The organism is Roseibium algae (genome assembly GCF_037783265.1).
Classification (GTDB): Bacteria; Pseudomonadota; Alphaproteobacteria; order Rhizobiales; family Stappiaceae; genus Roseibium; species Roseibium algae.
On sequence record NZ_JBAKIA010000009.1, the window covers coordinates 193,206 to 210,344 of the forward strand.

Genomic DNA, 17,139 nt, shown 5'->3' on the forward strand with positions numbered 1-17,139 from the left:
GCCATATTTGTCGATGAGACGGAGCGAGGAACGCTCCTGTCCGGACGCCACTCACTTTGGGTCTGGACGCAAGGTCGCTTTTAAAAAGGACTTTGACGATGACACGCATGTCAGCGTTTTCAAGCCCTTTCCTGCTCGGGTTCGACGACATCGAGCGTGTGCTGGACAGGGTTTCCAAGGCTGCGAATGATGGTTACCCGCCTTATAATATTGAGCGTCTGCCGAAAACGGATGTTCAGGGCGATGTGATCCGTATAACGCTGGCCGTTGCGGGTTTCACCCGTGATCAGCTTGATGTATCGGTCGAGGAAAGCCAACTGGTGATCCGGGGTCGTCAGGTTGATGACAAGACCCGTCAGTATTTGCACCGCGGGATCGCAGCCCGTCAGTTCCAGCGTGCGTTTGTGCTGGCTGAGGGCATAGAGATTCTAGGCGCAGACCTTAAAGATGGACTTTTATCAATAGATCTTGCGCGTCCGGAGCCAGAACGTGTTATCCGGAAGATTGAAATCTCCAGCGGAGACTGAATCCTCCCCCGCGGGAAAATATTTGGAGAGATAATGACGCGTACTTCCAACACTGCTGCAGATCGCGCTCGTGAAGCCGAACTGACCGCAATGAGCGAAGAGGTTTTGGCTGATCTTGGTATTGGTAGCATGGCATATATCCGCCAGCTTCAGGCCAAGGATATGGCAGCCCTCTTTCCTGAGGTGCCGCCAATTCAGGACAGCACAACCCTTTGGGCGCTTTTGAATGCGGATGGGACGCCAATCCTTCTTGCAGACAGCCGCGAGGCAGCTCTAGCGAACGCTTTCGAACATGACCTGCAGATGGTCAGCGTCCACTAGATCAGTCTGCCTTTGTTGAAGCAAGGCGGATTGTGAGCTGAAAAATGGCAAATAAAAAACACCGGCTCCAGAAACTCTGGGCCGGTGTTTTTTATTGCTTATGATGCATTTGCTTCAGGAGAAACTGTGGAGGTCGCAATTGAGTGTGGCTTGAGTGGTTTCCTCCAAGGCTGCCCCTTGAACCAGCCGACTGCGTAGGCAACCGCGATTAGTGCGGCAAATCCCAGCAAGTTGGAGAGTATTTGTGGGGTCCACTCACCACGCCCCCAAACCATGTCGCGCATCACGCCGGCGGCCTGGGCAACAACGAGGCTGGCCATGAAAACTGCAAGCGATTGCTGGCCGACTTTCTGGACGATCTGAAGGAAGCCAGCCCAGACCCGGCCATGACCAAAGAGCCGTGATCCTTTGTCTCCGGCAGCGATCCAGGCCAGATAGGCCAACGCCAAAAAATGAACATATCGTAGGAAACCGAATTCAGACTTGATCCACAGCGGTTTCAAAAAATCCCGGACGGCTTGTGCTTCGGGGATGTTTAGGTGAATGCGGAAGTAGGCGAAAGGCAGGGACAGCAGTAATATTGCAACCGAAACAGCAATGAGCTTTTTGGAAAACGGCGGAGCAGGGATCCAGCCCCGCATAAATGCAAAGCCTGTAAAGAAGACGAGCTGCCAGGCAAACGGATTGAAAAACCATGACCGTTCCGACCAAGGCTCAGCAGGCAGGTTTAGCAGTTCTAAATTCGCCGCAAGCCACATCCCGCTGGACAGTGCAAAGGCTGCCCAGATTGAAATTCTGGATGCAGTCATGATCAGCGGAATAAGCGCCAGGATCACGATGTACATCGGCAGAATGTCAAAGTAGTTCGGCACATAGGTCAACGTGAGAAGGCCAGCCAGATTTTGCGGCGTGTTTTCGAAAAAGGGCCATAGGTTGAGCGATGCGACATAATCCTGGGTCAGATTGCAGCAATCAGCGAGATAACCACTTTCCTGGACAGCCACAAGTCCGGTCGCAATGACCAGAAACTGGCAAATGTGCGCCCAATAAACCTGCCAAATGCGATGCAGGACACGAGCGATTCCCATGGGCACGCCATGAATGTCGAAGATTTTTCCAAATGCGAGAGCCGAGGCCATGCCCGAGCAGAAGACAAATATCTCTGTTGCATCGGAAAAGCCAAAGCGGGCGGGGATCCATAGGGTCCACCAGTTTCCGGGCAAATGAGCGATGTAGATGATGAACATGCCGAGTCCCCGGAAGAAGTCGAGGCGAGGATCACGGAATTTTGCAGTGCTACTTTGGGCGGTCACGTCTGGTAATAGTCCATCAGGGGGGCGGCACTTTATGTGAGGCCCTCTAGGTTTACGGTGTTGGGTGTAAGTCCCCAATCAGGCGGTGGCGGCCCGCAGGCGTTCGTCTAGCATAACCTTTGATGCTTTCTGCATCTTCTCGCAGGTCTCAAGCCGTCGCTCGGCAAAATGATCCAGAGCGCCGCGTCGGCGAGTCCGGTCATTCAGGGCATCTTCAGCCTCGTCAGCAAGTCCGGCTTTCAGTGCGGCGTCGATGGTGATGCGCTCGAATACATCGCGCTGGGCATGGGATCCACCGATGGTCGGCAGTTCGCTCCGGGCGGCCACCAGCATGTGAAAGGCAGATGCGTAGTTGCCTTTTCTGTACTGCTCAAGGCCATGGCCAACAGGCAAGCCTGCTTTTGCGGAAACCCTTGCAATGTCGCCGGTATCTTTCGTTCTGGCCTGCATGCTGGTCAACAAACGTTCGGCCCCCATACGTCTGCCGCCGTTTAAAAGCGCCAGAAGATAATGCAGGTCCGCGAATACATTGCAGCCGTCTTCCGCGCGCTTGTCAGACAGAAGGGCTAGTTCTTCCCAGCGTGAGCCGACATTGACGCCTTCGATTTCCAGTCGTGACAGCAGCGATGTGGCGTTTGAAATATCGCGGTAGTCGTCACTTCGATCCCTTCGGATCTCGCTGTCATAAAGTGCCAGAACCTTGTCGATCTCACCTCGGTCGAGATACATCAGAGCCAGATGCCACCACACGTGATAACCGAAGTTGTTGCAATGCGACCAACCTTCAGGGCGCTGCTCCAGCCAAAAAATACCTTCATCCGCCCGGTTGGTCATGTCATGAACATGAGCGACTGCATGCAATCCCCATGCATCGTTCGGGGCGTACTCCAAGCCTTTGCGGCCCAAAAGTTCGGCCTGTTTATAGTCGCCTGTTTCCTCAAGTGAAAACGCGCGGCATCCTTGCACATAGCCATAAGAGGGATGATCCGCGTCATAGCTTTCAAAAACGTTCTCAATGGAACTCCGCATGCCTGCAGAATCTCCAAGAACGAAACGGAAAGCGTGAATGAGTTTGAGGATCAGTGCATCCCGCGGCGCTGCGATTTGCGCCCTGTCCAGGCGCTCGGCAGCATGGGATGTCCAACCATCAAGGCAGTCTTGCAGTGCTCCGACAACAGCCATCTCTCGTTCTGTAAGGGCGGCAATCTTGCTGGATTTTTTGGCAATGCGAAGGCATTTCCTTGCGGTCTCAACCAGTTCGCGTCGTCCCAGAAGCAGGCAAAACAGTCCTCGTGTTGCATGAGCCAGCGCGAAATCAGTATCTAGTTTCAGTGCGTTCTCCAGATGCAGTGGCGTGTCTTTTCCGTGGGCCAAAAACGCATTCACAGCTGCGTTCCAGTAAGACACAGCTTCCGGATTAGTGACGGTCACATCATAGCCGAATTGATCTGAATAGCGCATTGGTAACCTTTCGACGAATGCGTTGCTGGCGTTAGACGGACAGCGGCTACATGACTTGCGCAACCGTGGGCGTCGACCTAGCTTGCTCTCTGCAGACTTTGCATTGCAACAAAACCGCAGTCTGCCTTTGAACTGCAACACACAAAAAGGTGTTGTGCACGTGTAAGGTCTTGCGTAAGTGTGCCTTGAAATGGGCATCTTTTCTCAAAAACCTTAGTCAAGGCGAACGCCTTTTCTTGTTCGGCTTTGCAGAAGAGAGTACGTCAGTGCCATGACAGTCTCATCATCATCCACATCACCGGCCCCAACTTCGACAGTTGTCTCACAAAAAGCGATTGTTGTGTTTGCTCTTGCTGGGCTGGCTCTAATTTGTTTCGGCGCATACTCCTATGGCGGCGAGCGCCAGTCGGGCGCCGTCTTGATTGGTGGGCTTGCAGGTCTTGCCCTGTATCATGCCAGCTTCGGGTTTACTGCGGCTTGGCGGCATATTGTTACAGAGCGGCGCGGTGGCGGTTTGCGGGCGCAATTCGTTCTGATCTTGCTGACCTCGGCAGTCGCGTTTCCGCTGATCGCTTGGGGAAGTGACTTCGGTTGGCCAACAGGCGGGTTCGTCTTTCCGTTTGGCTATGCTGCGGCCATCGGAGCCTTCATGTTCGGGCTCGGCATGCAACTTGGTGGTGGCTGTGCATCCGGAACGTTGTTTACAGCTGGCGGCGGTTCGACACGCATGATGGTGACTCTGGCGGCCTTCATTCTCGGCTCGGTGATCGCGACTGCGCACATGCATTTGTGGGGCCAGTTGCCCAAGATTCCTGCGTACTCTCTGGTTACCAATTTTGGTCCCATTGTGGCTTTCGCAATCACAGCGTTGGTTCTTGGGTTGATTGCTCTTGCGACGTTGAAGATCGAGAAGCGAGCGCATGGCAGGATACTGGAAGGGCGGAAGACTGGGTCGATCCTGACAGGTCCATGGTCACCTATGTTGGGTGCGGGCATGCTGGCTTTTGTCTGCATCCTGACATTTGTCGTTGTTGGGCGGCCTTGGGGCATCACGTCGGGTTTTGCGCTCTGGGGTGCCAAGGTTTTCCAAGTCATCGGAATTCCGGTCGAAACCTGGCCTTATTGGAAGTGGCAAACGAAGGCGCTGGAGGCCAGCGTTTTGCGTGACACTACATCCGTGATGAATTTTGGCATCATTTTTGGGGCATTGTCGGCAGCTGCACTGGCCGGCAAGTTCTATCTCGTTTGGCGTCTGTCGACGAAAGACCTTTTGACGGCAATCATTGGTGGCTTGCTGATGGGGTACGGCGCAAGGCTGGCATATGGCTGTAATATTGGTGCTTATCTTGGCGGCCTCGTATCCGGTTCGATGCATGGCTGGCTCTGGCTTGTGTTTGCATTTGCCGGAAGCCTCCTGGGAACTCGTCTGCGTTTGAAGTTGGGCATGGGGTAAAACTGGCTTGAAGCTCTGATTTGAAGGTCGGACAAATAGCATTTAGCTCGCTGCACTGGAATGTGATCGAGCTGTGACCTGATGTGCTGTCAGCGGCCCCCAATCAGATGCCATTTGTGCCTATGGTCTCTTTCATTCAAAGGGAGATCGCCATGCGTCATGTTCTGGCATTACTGAGCCTTGTCCTCATGCCGTTTTGGTTTGGAGGGCATTCCTCGTCACTTGCGGCGGATATGACGATCCTGCAGCCTCGTGACGGCTGGCGTGTCATTGAAACCAAGATCGCTTTTCCAGATCTGGTTTCCTACTTGAAGGCTTCGATCAAAGCAGAGAAAATGGGCCTTGTGACCCAGGCAAGCGCTTCAGCGGGCGCCAAGGGGCAGGGCATCACAATTCCGGGCAACCAGGTTCTAGGCGTCTACCGCAATGACTATGCCCGTCGTATGCTGAGCGCATCAATTGCGGCAGGTATCGAAGCGCCCATCCGCTTTTACATCACCGAGAATGAAGAGGGTTCGTCTGTGCTGTCATGGAAAACACCAAGCCATGTTTTTGCGCCCTACATGGGAGAAGCTGGTGAACCGCTCAAGGCTTTGGCTGATGAGCTGGACGGTGTCTTTGAAACGATCGCTCAAAACGCGGTGGAGTGATCGGCTTCCGCTTAAAAAGCAACATCTCCGGTTACTCTCGGAACGATGGGAGCCAGGCATTCATGCAGCCGGGTTTCCCATTCCAGAAGTTTGCCACGGGACGAAGCAACCGGATTGAGTGGCGCGAACAGCGAATAAAGCGGTTCAATGCCATGGGTCGGCAATCCTCTGGCTGATCGTGGCCCGCCACTGCGATGTTCTGCAAAACGCTTTGCGACCGGGCGTGTGGTTGATCCAACATAGGCACCATACCAATGATTGGATGAGGTATAGCCGCCTCTTAAAATGACATAGACACGGCCCCTTGCAGACTTCGCTGCCTTGACGTCCGGAAGAAGTTTTTCCCGGACCGCCGCACGGGCTTCGCTGAGCCAGGCAATCGGCTCCAACTCTGCTTTGGCAAATTTCATTCTTATAGCCAGATCCTCCCGCCTTTTGGTCATCTCTGCCAAAGCCAGGGTCGCCAGTTCAAGGCAAGGGGGATCAAGCTGGAGCCAGCCGCCGACCAGGGTTTCCAGATGCGTGCTTTTCCAGCTCTCGAACGGCCGCCGTGCCATGTAGTCCAAGCCGTCAAACGGAGGATTGCAGTCTGCTGCAAAAGAACGATGACGCATGATGGTTTGTGATTTGGACTGGTTCATGAGGTGCTTGGCTTTTCTTACAAAGGCGGCGCAAGAAAATGGCTTGCAGGATACTTTTAGCGCCCTACCTTTAATCTTGTCTTTAACAACGTGAAAGGAGGTGTGCCCATGTCTAGTGAGAACCTTGGTTTGGCCCTGATGTCTAGGCGGGATTTTTTGGTGTCGGAGCATCCTCTGGTAACAACAATTCTCGTTGGGATTTAAGTCCGGACAACGGGTCAGCTTGATCTCATGGGAGGCCCGCTTTTGCGGGCCTCTTTGCGTTTGGATGTAAGCGCCCCACATAGTTGGACTGGCGCTTTGTTTCATTTGTAACTAATCTGCACTCAGGCCAAACGCCGGGGGCAAAATGAAAGAGCCGATCCTGCATTCCTACTTTCGCAGTTCAACATCGTACCGCGTGCGTATCGCGTTGAAACTCAAAGGAGTTGAGGCCGAATATGTTGCCCATCACTTGCGCCATGGCGAGCAGAGGGCGGACGCATATCTTGCGTTGAACCCGCAAGGTCTGGTCCCTTCACTTGAATTGCCGGATGGTACGGTCTTGACTCAATCCTTGGCGATTATCGAGTATCTGGATGAAACGGTTCCGGAGCCGCCATTGCTTCCAGCAGATGCAAAAAACCGTGCGCGAGTCCGCTCTCTCGCGCAGATGATCGCCTGCGAAATTCACCCTGTGAATAATCTTCGTATCCTGAAGCATCTTCGTCAGACGTTTGGCGCTGATGATGCGGCTGTTGCGGGATGGTTTCGATTCTGGGTGGCTGAAACCTTTGCCGCATTGGAGCAGCAGCTTGCAGATAGCGGTGCCACTGGCACGTTTTGTCACGGCGAAATGCCTAGTTTGGCAGACATTTGTCTTGTGGCTCAGGTGGCTAACAATGGTCGTTTCGATGTTCCCATGGAACCCTATCCGACCATTTCTCGAATTTACGAGACTTGCATGGCGCTGCCAGCCTTTATCGCTGCCTCGCCATCTAATCAGCCCGATGCTGAAAATCCTTGAAATAAGAAAAGCGGCAGTCGCTGACTGCCGCTTTCATCGTCTTGAATTTTTGGCATCAGCGAGGACTTTAGATGAGCCCGACGGCTTTGCGTACGCCTGCGTCGCGCAGCATACAGTCGGTTCCCTTATAGGCATCTCCAGCTTCTGTCGCGAGCCAGCAGATTGTCTCGCCAACCCAGGTCGGAGGGATGTGGACGGCAGGATCAAGCTTGCTAACCGGATTGACGCCGGAAGCCTTGATCGCCACCTGCATGTTAGTGGCGACTGTTCCCGGGCTCAGGCCGACAATACGAACGCCCTTGTCGCCGAATTCTTCGTGAGCGCATTTGGTCAGGGATAGAACGGCGGCTTTTGATGAGCAATAATGGCTCCAACCTTCCAGTGCGCTTGTGGCTGCACCAGAACTGATGTTGATGACAGTACCGCTTCCCTGTGCTGCCATGATCGGCAGGGCTTCGCGTAGAGCGTAATAGACACCCTTGACGTTGATATCGATGATTTTACCCCATTCTTCAGGGTCAGAATCTTCAAGTCGGCTGATTGGCTCTATCAGCCCGGCGTTGTTGACAAGGATATCCAGTCCACCAAATTTTTCTTTGCACATGGCAATAGCCTTTGCCACTGAAGCGTAGTCTGAGACATCGCAGGCGATCGCTTCGGCTTGTCCGCCATCAGCGCGAATCTCTGCTGCGATACGTTCGATGTCAGACGCGCTGCGTGCGACAAGAACGACAGCTGCGCCGTAGGTCGCCAAAAGCCTTGATGCCGCTTCTCCGATGCCGCGGCTAGCGCCTGTCACCAGAGCAGTTTTTCCTTTGAAGTCAGGCATTTGGTTCCTCAATTGGTTGATGCTTAGAAGACATTATCTAATGATACTGCATTGCAGAATCCAGAGGTTATGTGTGTCCACTTGCCTTTCTGGTGACTTTCGTCATTCTCCGCTTATGTCTATACGATTCAAAACGCTCCGTGCGCGCCTCCGACAGCTCTATTTTGGGAATTCGAAGTCCTCCAGCATATGGCGCTATGGGATGTTGATTTTCGATATCCTGACGATTGGGTATTTCATTGTATCGTCAATGATGGACCCTGGCCGGCTTCATCATGAAATCGATTATGCGATTGCTGCGATTCTTTTCCTGGATTACGTGGGCCGGATTTTCGCCTCGACGCGACCAGGCCATCATGCTGCGAATTTCACGTCGATGGCCGATCTGGTTGTGATTGTCTCGTTGCTGGTGCCAGCATTCTTCGAGAATCTGGCATTTCTTCGAGTCATCCGGATGCTCCGCTTGCTGCGCTCCTATCATGTATTGAAGGAATTGCGCGGTGCTTCTCATTGGTTTCGGAGCAATGAGGAGATCATCCATTCGGCCGTTAATCTGGTGGTGTTCATCTTTGTCGTGACAGCACTGGTCTATGTCGTCGAGGATGACCGGAACCCTGCAATCAACAGCTATCTTGACGCATTGTATTACACGGTTGCCACATTGACGACGACCGGGTTTGGCGACATCACAATGACGGATAGCACCGGCCGTTTAATGACCGTTGGCATCATGATTTTTGGCGTAGCTCTGTTTTTGCGGCTCGTCCAAACGATCTTCCGGCCAGTCAAGGTTCATGCTCCTTGTCCTGATTGTGGTCTTAGCCGTCATGATCCTGATGCTGTTCACTGTAAACACTGCGGCAAGGTGCTGAACATTCCGACGGAAGGCGAATGGGGCTGACGCCATAGGTTCGCGGCTTGCTTGGCCGCTACGTTGATGACCACAGAACAAAGCTCGCGCGACCGTGATTGGAAGGTGCTTGGTATCTCTCGCGTTAGATGAGACTGTTGCGCGCCCTTTATCCATTTTTGGCTGCGAGAACCTGTCTATGTCCTTGAGTAAAACCCTGTTCGCTTTTGGGGTTCTTTCAGCTTGTTTGGTTCCGCCTGCTGGAGCTGAAGATGCCTGCGGTGGCGAAGTCGCCTGCCAACTGGGCGGCGGAGAGTATTATGCGATTTTGCCGGAAGGAAGTCGGGAAGGTGCGTCCATTGGGGCCGTGCTCTTTTTGCACGGACATCGAGGCAAGGCACTGAATACAGCGAAAAACCCGGCGTATCAGGCATTGGCAAATGACTTGGGTGTCGCCGTAATTGCCGTTCAGGGCGTTGACGGAACCTGGTCATTTCCAACGTCTCCTCGAAAGTTGCGTGATGAATATGCATTCTTCGACAAGGTGTTGGAGGATGTTGAATATCGTTTTGACATTGATCGCGAACGAACGCTGCTCAGCGGTTTTTCGTCTGGGGCGTTCATGACCTGGTATGTCGCCTGCGAAAATGGATCTCAGTTCGCAGGTTATGCGCCGATTGCCGGTGCATTTTGGCAACCTTTGCCAGTAAGTTGCCCAAGCCCTGCACCTTATCTGTTTCATGTGCACGGACGCTCTGACACGGTTGTGCCTCTGGAAGGCCGAGCCCTTGGCGGCGGGAAGTGGCACCAGGGGGATGTCTTCAAGAGCTTTGATGTCTGGTTGAAGCAGCTCGGTCTTAAACGGGATGAACCTCGGCGCTACGAAGAGGGCAATCTGAGCTGTGAGCAATGGACGCCCAAGGACGGGGTTCTGGACTTATGCCTGCATGATGGCGGCCATAGCGTGCGCCCGGAATGGATCAGTCGGGCCTGGAAAAAGCTTGCTACGCTTAAGGGATGGCAATAAGCAGCCTGAAAACGCAGGCGCTGTCTGCAGGATTTCCCATTTTTGATGACAAAGACTTGAGCGATAAGTCATCGACTTTCCAGTGCTTACGGTTGACGCAGAGCGCTGTGATCGGCTCATGTGACGCGTTGCAATTCTATTGGTGAGCCATTGTCTGTTTCTTCCGTTCCCTCCGGATCTCTGTCCGGTCTCGTTGTGCTTGATCTGTCTCGCATTCTGGCAGGGCCGACCTGTACCCAGATCCTTGGCGATCTAGGCGCTGAAGTCATCAAGATCGAAAGGCCGCACCGGGGTGACGATACCCGCAGTTGGGGGCCTCCTTTCCTTAAGGACAAGGACGGAAACGAAACGTCGGAAAGCGCCTATTATCTTTCGTCCAACCGTAACAAGAGATCAGTTGCAATCGACCTGGCATCTGAAGCAGGGCAAAAGCTGATCAAAGGATTGGCTGATAAGGCTGATATCCTTGTCGAGAATTTCAAAGTTGGCGATCTAAAACGACGGGGTCTGGATTATGAAAACCTCCAGGAACGCAATCCGGGACTGATCTATTGCTCCATCTCGGGCTTTGGGCAGACCGGCCCTTACGCAGCGCGGGCGGGCTATGATTTTTTGATTCAGGGCATGGGTGGCATCATGTCTTTGACTGGCTTTCCTGATGAGGAGGGCGGCACGGAAACCAAGGCGGGTGTTGGTATTGCCGATGTCATGTGCGGAATGTACGCTTCGGTCTCCATCCTGGCAGCGCTGAACCATCGCCATGCGACGGGCAGGGGACAGCATCTCGATATCTCATTGTTTGACTGTCAGGTGTCTTGGCTGATCAATCAGGGCGTTGCTCATCTGGTGTCCGGCGACGTGCCGGGCCGTCTGGGCAATGGCCATCCGACGATTGTTCCCTATGAGACGTTTCCAGCCAGCGACAAATCCTTCATTCTTGCGGTCGGCAACGACAGTCAATTCGTGAAGTTCTGCAAGGTGGCCGGTGCGCCGGAGGTTGCTGAAAATCCAAAATTTGCAGCCAATGCGGACCGTGTGCGCAATCGCACAGAGCTTGTGCCGATCATCCGCAGGCTGACGATTGAGAAAACAGCAAGCACATGGATTAAGCTCCTTCAAGGCGAGGGCGTTCCATGTGGCCCGGTCAATGACCTGGCCGCGGTGTTTTCTGATCCTCATGTGTTGGAGCGTGAAATGCGGATCACCATGCCACATGCCTTGAGCGGTGAAGTTGACTTAATCGGGTCTCCCATTGGCATGAGCGAGACGCCGGTGTCCTATCGTCGTCCGCCGCCGATGCTGGGGGAAGACACGCGGGATGTACTGCAAAAGATGCTGGATCTGACAGCCTCGGATATTGAAGCGCTGGGCGCTGTCGACGTTATTCAGACAAGACAAAACGGGACTTTACGCGAATGACGACCGGTGCAGATATCATCGCAGGAAAATTACATGCAGCTGGCTGCCAGTTTGCTTTTGGCATTCCCGGCGGCGAGGTCTTGGCTCTTATGGAGGGGCTTGACCGAGCCGGGTTGAAGTTCGTTCTGGTCAAGCACGAAAATGCTGGTGGTTTCATGGCCGAAGGCGGATGGCACGCAGATGGCGCGCCAGGTGTCTTGTTGGCGACGCTTGGGCCAGGAGCCGCAAATGCGGTCAATGCTGTCGCAAATGCCTGGCAGGACAAGGTGCCGCTGATCTTCCTGACTGGTTGCGTCGATGCTGGTGAGGCTGAAAGTTATACCCATCAGGTTTTTGATCATCAGCAACTGCTCAGGCCGATCGTCAAGGCGAGCTTTTCGGCTCGTTTGGAAGCTCTTGATGTGATGATGGACAAGGCGATCGCGGTTGCTTTGGAAGGTCAACCAGGCCCGGTTCACATTGATGTTCCTATCCGGGTTGCCGAAACTGAAACAAATGAAAAATGGAACCGAGACCGTAGAGCTCCTGCACCGCAATTTGCACCGGTGGCTGGACCTGATCTGGAGACAGCTTGCGCCCTGTTCTCAAAGGCCAAGCGCCCGATTGCAATTGCCGGAGTGGATGCTGTCAACGAAGAGGCAGGCAATGCGATCACTGCTTTTTGTCATCGGTTTTCAGTGCCGCTTGTCACCAGCTACAAAGGCAAGGGGCTGCTGGATGAAAACTCGGATCTGGCGTTGGGCGGTGCCGGGCTATCTCCCAAAGCGGATGGAATTCTGCTTCCCCTGATCAATGAGAGCGATTGCATCCTGCTCCTCGGATATGACCCGATTGAAATGCGGGTCAATTGGCGCAACCCATGGCCAGCGGAAGCGCCAGTCGTCGAGGTGACACCTGTTCATCGCCGTCATGGTATGCATCGCAGTCGTGTTGAGCTTCGAAGCTCCGTGGATGCAGCCCTGCAGTTGCTGTCCGTTGCGCGGGCTGATGATGCACCGTCCTGGGACGGCGGCGAGCCTCATGCTGCCAAAGTGGAGCTCGGAAAGATTTTTGCGCCTGAAGTCGAAGGGTGGGGACCAGCCGTTGCATTCCATGGTTTAAGGCATGCTATGCCGCCAAATACTGTTGTCACTGCAGATAGTGGCGCGCACCGTATTCTGGTCAGCCAGATCTGGAAGTGCACTGAGCCACGTGGAATGCTGCAGTCTTCGGCACTTTGTACGATGGGGTGCGCAGTGCCGTTGGCGATGGGGCACAGGCTTGTGGATGCGGACCAGGCGCCCGTTGTTGCCTTTGTCGGGGATGCCGGGCTGGAAATGTGTCTGGGCGAGCTATCAACCCTCAGAGATCAGAAAATACCGGTAATCATCTGCGTGATGGTGGATCGCAGCCTGTCGTTGATTGAATTGAAGCAGCGCTCCAGCCAGCGCAGCAATCTGGGCGTGGATTTCGGTGAAACGGATTTCCCCGCAATTGCGCGCGCTTATGGTGGGCATGGTGTTTGGGTGGATACAGCTGAAGTGCTCGCAAAAGAGGTGTCCTCGGCGCTTGGCAGAGACGGTTTTACGGTCCTTGCCTGCCGAATTTCCGACCGCTCTTATGACGGTAAATTTTAAAATTTTCTGATCATCTATTATAGCAATTTGGCTCTCGGGAAGACGCCGAAGTCTTTTGCAAGAGGTAAGTTTGATGGCTGGAACAGTACTCATCAGTGCAGACTTCCCTGATTTGAGATTGGATGGACCAGTATTACGCTTGGCTCCTAAAGCTTGAGTTCATAAGGCTGGATTGCTTGGGCAGATCCCCATAAAAGACATTTCAGAAAGTTTAGCCTTTCGTTCTTCTGTCAGAAGTTCAAGAGGCATGCGTTTGGGGGGAACAATGCAGATTTGTCCAACAAAACAGGATGTCAGGATCTTTGTTGCTGCGACCCGGCGAGGAGGCATGACCGTCGGCCTTGTTCCGACCATGGGGTATTTGCACGAAGGGCACTTGTCGCTTGTCCGTGAGGCTGCCCGCCACTCGGACAAAGTGATTGTCTCCATCTTTGTCAATCCGACCCAATTCGGCGCAAATGAGGATCTTGCGTCCTACCCGCGCGATCCTGATCGTGATCTGGCGCTTTTGGAAGAGACAAATGTTGCTGCTGTTTTCATGCCCAGTGTTGAGGAAATGTACGGCGATGGTGGCGACACCTATGTCGAAGTCCCCAGCCTGTCCGGTATTCTTCAGGGGGCTTTACGCCCAGATCATTTTCGCGGCGTTTCCACGGTCGTGACAAAGCTCTTCAACATCGTACAGCCGGACCTGGCTGTTTTCGGCGAGAAGGATTACCAGCAACTCGCCTTGATCCGCCAAATGGTGCGCGATTTGGATATGTCACTTAAGATCATCGGGCATCCGACCGTCAGGGAAGCAGACGGTTTGGCTATGTCATCGCGCAACGTTCGGCTGACTGCAGCTGATCGGGCACAGGCTATCGCACTCAGCCGCGCTCTTTCCGCAGCTGAGGATTGCGCTAAGACAGCCCCCATGATTTCTGATTTGGACAATCTCGTTCGAGGCCAGTTGGCAGAGGCATCGAACGGCAAGGTCGAAAGCGTTGATTTCCGAGACGCATTAACCCTTGCCCCGCTTGAGGGACGCTTGGTCCGGCCGGCGGTGGTTCTACTTGCTGTCCGTTTTGGTAAAGTGCTGCTCATTGACCAAAGGGTCATTGCGCCAGACGTGCTGAGCGCCTAAGCCCATGCGCAATGAATTTATCAGTTGAATTGAGAGGAAACCTTATGAGCGTGCAAAAGCCCATTCGTCGCATCACCGTGCCTCAGATTGCGTCGCGCAAGGGAGGCGAGCCCATTGTATCTTTGACCTCTTATCATGCTCATACAGCTGCAATCGTTGATAAATACGCTGACTTTATTCTGGTCGGTGACAGCCTTGGCATGGTCATGCACGGCATGGACTCCACCATTGGCGTGCCTTTGGATCTGATGATCATGCACGGAAAGGCAGTGGTTCGCGGAACAGAGCGTGCCCTCATTGTTGTCGACATGCCGTTTGGCACTTACGAGGAAAGTCCGGCGGTCGCTTTTCGTAATGCTGCGCAAATCATGAAGGAAACTGGCTGCGGTGCGGTCAAGCTTGAGGGCGGCAAGCGCATGGCGGAAACCATTCGTTTTCTCACCGAACGTGGAATTCCTGTGATGGCTCACATTGGCCTGACGCCGCAGTCGAGTCATGTCTTGGGAGGCTTCAAGACCCAGGGACGGGACGAGGACAGCTGGCCTGCCCATGAAGAAGATGCAAGGGCCGTCACCGAGGCAGGTGCCTTTGCCATCGTTCTGGAGGGGATGGTTGAGCCGCTTGCCGCAAAAATCACCAAGCAGGTTTCCATTCCCACCATAGGCATTGGTGCATCTGCTGACTGCGACGGTCAGATTCTGGTTCTTGAAGACATGCTGGGCCTGAACAATAAGCCGCCTAAATTCGTCAAGGTCTATGGAGATCTCGGAAATCAGATCGAAAACGCGGTTAAATCCTATGCGGAAGAGGTCAAGACAAGAGACTTTCCCTCAGAGGCCCAGACCTACAAGTAAATCGACAGACGTTCAGATAAGGCAAACGCCTGCTGTGTGCGGGCGTTTGCCATCGGTTTCTGTCATTTTGGAAGCGCAATCTAGCGAGTGGGTCTCCGCCTGAATGTGGGCAAAGACGTACCCTTCTGAATGCCTTGAACGCACAGTTAGCCGCGTGATACCCGCATGTCCGCGAGAATCTGCTCCCGTCTCTCGTTCGCAGTCGCCCGGGTTTCGTCATAGACACTGCGCCCATGCGCATCGATTCCGACAACAAGGGGCCCTAGCCGCTCAACTTCAATGCGAACAACCCGGTAATGTTCGATCATTTCTGGCCACCCGATCTCGACAACCCGCTTTATGCCTGCCGTGATGATCGGTGCCCCACCGCCCAGGAAAGCCAGATAGGCGCAGCCACAGGCTTTCATCTGCGCAGCGCTGGTTGCATCCAGTCCGCCCTTGCCGCCCGTGAGACGCAACCCCAGGCCCTCGATCAGGCGTGGCATATGAGGGTTGAAGCGCGTGCTGGTAGTCGGGTTCATATAGAGAATTTCCCAACTGCCATCGGCCCGCTGCTTGTTGAGGCTCCCAAGGTGGAAAAGCGCGCCTTCGGTGAAATCAAAAGGCAAAGCCTCTTTACCTTCTAGGCAGTCAAGCAAACGGCCATAAGTCGGCAGGCCGGCAGTGGTGAAAATCTCTCCGCTCAAATAGACCGTGTCCCCGACATGCAGTTGCTCCACATCGGAGCGGCCCAAGGGCAGTTTCAGCTCATGTTCAGCCATTCATTCGAGCCTTTCCATACGGCCATCACCCCACAATCGTAGCCGGGTACGGCGGTTGATCCAGCAGTTGAAACAAACAGCAACCGGCGTAAATCCATGGCCCGATGAATAATCCACGTGGACAGCCAAGGTTGTCGTGTCGCCGCCGGTGCCCATGGGGCCAAAACCAAGACTGTTCACGGCTTTTGTTAGTCGTACTTCCATTTCCGCGAGAGCAGGGTCTTCATTGAGGGTGCCGATGGCCCTCAGCGTCTGCTTTTTGGCCAGAGACGCGCAATGATCAAAGGTTCCTCCAATGCCGACGCCCATGATCACAGGTGGGCAATGCTGCGCGCCAGCCTTGATGGCGACGTCCAGGATATAGGTCTCAATCTCTTCAATGGACGGGAAGGTAAACAGCTCCAGCGCTGCCCAGCGGCCCGAGCCAAGCGCTTTAGGAGAGCACACCATTTCCACATAGTCTGCGCCACTTTCCAGGTCATAGGACACAATCGGCATGTCCTTGCCGTGATACCCGCGCTCCAGCGTCAAAGGGTTGGTCACGTGCTTGAGCAAGGGGGGGGCAATTGTCTCTACGAGATGCTCGTAACCCTCTCTGATCGACGTTTTGATGTCAGCCTTGATGTTTGCGTTGGTCCCAATTTTGACGAAATAGACCGGCACTCCGCTGTCCGAACAGACAAAGGTGTTTGCCTCTTCAGAAAGTTCGGCGCTGCGCAATTGCATTCGAAGCGTTTTCCGCGCTGTTTCGTTTGTCTCCGTTTGCATGGCTGCGGCGAGGGCTGCTTTGGCGTCGTCAGGTACTTTCCTGAGAGACCAGGAATAAAGGTCGGTGGTCGCCTGGCGGATCATCTCGTCTGTGATCGGCATGTTTTGTCCTAAATGTCTGGCACCGGACGCTGCATCCCAATAGAACTCGGTTGCTGCGTACAATTGATAAAATCAATAAATCATTTTATTATCTTTTTGGCAATGCTCTCGCCAGAGCGATATGCTGCACTCATGACTGGATAGGCCTGATTTTATGACGATCTGGAATGTGGTGTGCTCTTGGAACTAGCGATATTCGCAAGAGTGGATGGGCATCAGCATAGCCACTAAAATCGTTGTTACGTCTGCGTTCGGTTGATAAAACATGAAAGAGTTGATCCTTGCCAATGATCCTCCCCCTTTGAAGTGGTCCTCCGCTATGTTTAGGAAAACGGAGGAAACACATGACCAACAAGCGACCAAAGCCGGAGGAGATTGTTACGAAGTTACGGCAGGTTGAGGTTCTGACGGGGCA

At 53.9% G+C, this 17,139-nt stretch carries 17 protein-coding genes; 11 read left to right on the plus strand and 6 right to left on the minus strand.

Going from position 1 to position 17,139, the window contains the following annotated elements; all coding sequences use genetic code 11:
• Positions 1 to 98: 98 nt before the first annotated feature.
• Both V6575_RS14120 and V6575_RS14125 read left to right on the plus strand, forming a co-directional pair.
• The gene (locus tag V6575_RS14120) at positions 99 to 527 is read left to right on the plus strand and encodes an Hsp20 family protein (protein ID WP_340275192.1); all 429 of its coding nucleotides are present in this window, start codon (positions 99 to 101) and stop codon (positions 525 to 527) included.
• A 33-nt stretch (positions 528 to 560) separates the two neighbouring features.
• Entirely contained in the window at positions 561 to 848 is a 288-nt protein-coding gene (locus V6575_RS14125; RefSeq protein WP_340275194.1) for a BQ00720 family protein, read from the plus strand.
• Between the two features lie 98 nt (positions 849 to 946).
• Here the strand turns inward: V6575_RS14125 and V6575_RS14130 are convergent, their stop codons facing one another.
• Entirely contained in the window at positions 947 to 2,161 is a 1,215-nt protein-coding gene (locus V6575_RS14130) for an OpgC family protein (RefSeq protein WP_340275195.1), read from the minus strand.
• 78 nt (positions 2,162 to 2,239) lie between these two features.
• The gene (locus V6575_RS14135) at positions 2,240 to 3,622 is read right to left on the minus strand and encodes a tetratricopeptide repeat protein (protein WP_340275197.1); all 1,383 of its coding nucleotides are present in this window, start codon (positions 3,620 to 3,622) and stop codon (positions 2,240 to 2,242) included.
• 271 nt (positions 3,623 to 3,893) lie between these two features.
• Here V6575_RS14135 and V6575_RS14140 point away from each other — a divergent pair, with 271 nt between their 5' ends.
• A complete protein-coding gene (locus tag V6575_RS14140) occupies positions 3,894 to 5,075 on the plus strand; it encodes a YeeE/YedE family protein (RefSeq protein ID WP_340275198.1) in 1,182 nt (393 codons plus the stop codon).
• Between the two features lie 152 nt (positions 5,076 to 5,227).
• A complete protein-coding gene (locus V6575_RS14145) occupies positions 5,228 to 5,725 on the plus strand; it encodes a DUF302 domain-containing protein (RefSeq protein WP_340275199.1) in 498 nt (165 codons plus the stop codon).
• Between the two features lie 11 nt (positions 5,726 to 5,736).
• On the opposite strand, the gene V6575_RS14150 is transcribed toward V6575_RS14145, so the two are convergent.
• A complete protein-coding gene (locus tag V6575_RS14150; RefSeq protein WP_340275200.1) occupies positions 5,737 to 6,366 on the minus strand; it encodes a hypothetical protein in 630 nt (209 codons plus the stop codon).
• A 349-nt stretch (positions 6,367 to 6,715) separates the two neighbouring features.
• Here V6575_RS14150 and maiA point away from each other — a divergent pair, with 349 nt between their 5' ends.
• Positions 6,716 to 7,372 carry a maleylacetoacetate isomerase gene (gene maiA / locus V6575_RS14155; RefSeq protein ID WP_340275201.1) on the plus strand — a complete coding sequence of 219 codons (657 nt, stop codon included), beginning with the start codon at positions 6,716 to 6,718 and terminating at the stop codon, positions 7,370 to 7,372.
• Positions 7,373 to 7,439: 67 nt separating this feature from the next.
• On the opposite strand, the gene V6575_RS14160 is transcribed toward maiA, so the two are convergent.
• Positions 7,440 to 8,201 (minus strand): SDR family oxidoreductase, encoded by a 762-nt coding sequence (locus V6575_RS14160; protein ID WP_340275202.1) that lies wholly within the window; start codon positions 8,199 to 8,201, stop codon positions 7,440 to 7,442.
• A 115-nt stretch (positions 8,202 to 8,316) separates the two neighbouring features.
• Here V6575_RS14160 and V6575_RS14165 point away from each other — a divergent pair, with 115 nt between their 5' ends.
• The 6 genes from V6575_RS14165 (at position 8,317) to panB (ending at position 15,093) form a co-directional block, all read left to right on the plus strand.
• Positions 8,317 to 9,102, plus strand: coding sequence for an ion channel (locus V6575_RS14165; RefSeq protein ID WP_340275203.1), 786 nt, complete (start codon positions 8,317 to 8,319; stop codon positions 9,100 to 9,102).
• A 148-nt stretch (positions 9,103 to 9,250) separates the two neighbouring features.
• Positions 9,251 to 10,078: a CE1 family esterase gene (locus V6575_RS14170; protein ID WP_340275204.1), complete on the plus strand. Its 828-nt coding sequence runs from the start codon at positions 9,251 to 9,253 to the stop codon at positions 10,076 to 10,078.
• 150 nt (positions 10,079 to 10,228) lie between these two features.
• Positions 10,229 to 11,497: a CaiB/BaiF CoA transferase family protein gene (locus tag V6575_RS14175; protein WP_340275205.1), complete on the plus strand. Its 1,269-nt coding sequence runs from the start codon at positions 10,229 to 10,231 to the stop codon at positions 11,495 to 11,497.
• Positions 11,494 to 13,113 (plus strand): thiamine pyrophosphate-binding protein, encoded by a 1,620-nt coding sequence (locus V6575_RS14180; RefSeq protein WP_340275206.1) that lies wholly within the window; start codon positions 11,494 to 11,496, stop codon positions 13,111 to 13,113. Before V6575_RS14175 ends, V6575_RS14180 begins: the two co-directional genes overlap by 4 nt.
• A 265-nt stretch (positions 13,114 to 13,378) precedes the next feature.
• The gene (panC, locus tag V6575_RS14185; protein ID WP_340275208.1) at positions 13,379 to 14,239 is read left to right on the plus strand and encodes a pantoate--beta-alanine ligase; all 861 of its coding nucleotides are present in this window, start codon (positions 13,379 to 13,381) and stop codon (positions 14,237 to 14,239) included.
• 44 nt (positions 14,240 to 14,283) lie between these two features.
• Complete coding sequence (gene panB, locus V6575_RS14190) at positions 14,284 to 15,093, plus strand: 3-methyl-2-oxobutanoate hydroxymethyltransferase (protein WP_340275210.1); 810 nt, start codon at positions 14,284 to 14,286, stop codon at positions 15,091 to 15,093.
• Positions 15,094 to 15,239: 146 nt separating this feature from the next.
• On the opposite strand, the gene V6575_RS14195 is transcribed toward panB, so the two are convergent.
• Positions 15,240 to 15,854, minus strand: coding sequence for a fumarate hydratase C-terminal domain-containing protein (locus V6575_RS14195; RefSeq protein WP_340275212.1), 615 nt, complete (start codon positions 15,852 to 15,854; stop codon positions 15,240 to 15,242).
• The gene (locus V6575_RS14200) at positions 15,855 to 16,724 is read right to left on the minus strand and encodes a fumarate hydratase (protein ID WP_340275214.1); all 870 of its coding nucleotides are present in this window, start codon (positions 16,722 to 16,724) and stop codon (positions 15,855 to 15,857) included.
• Positions 16,725 to 17,139 lie beyond the last annotated feature (415 nt).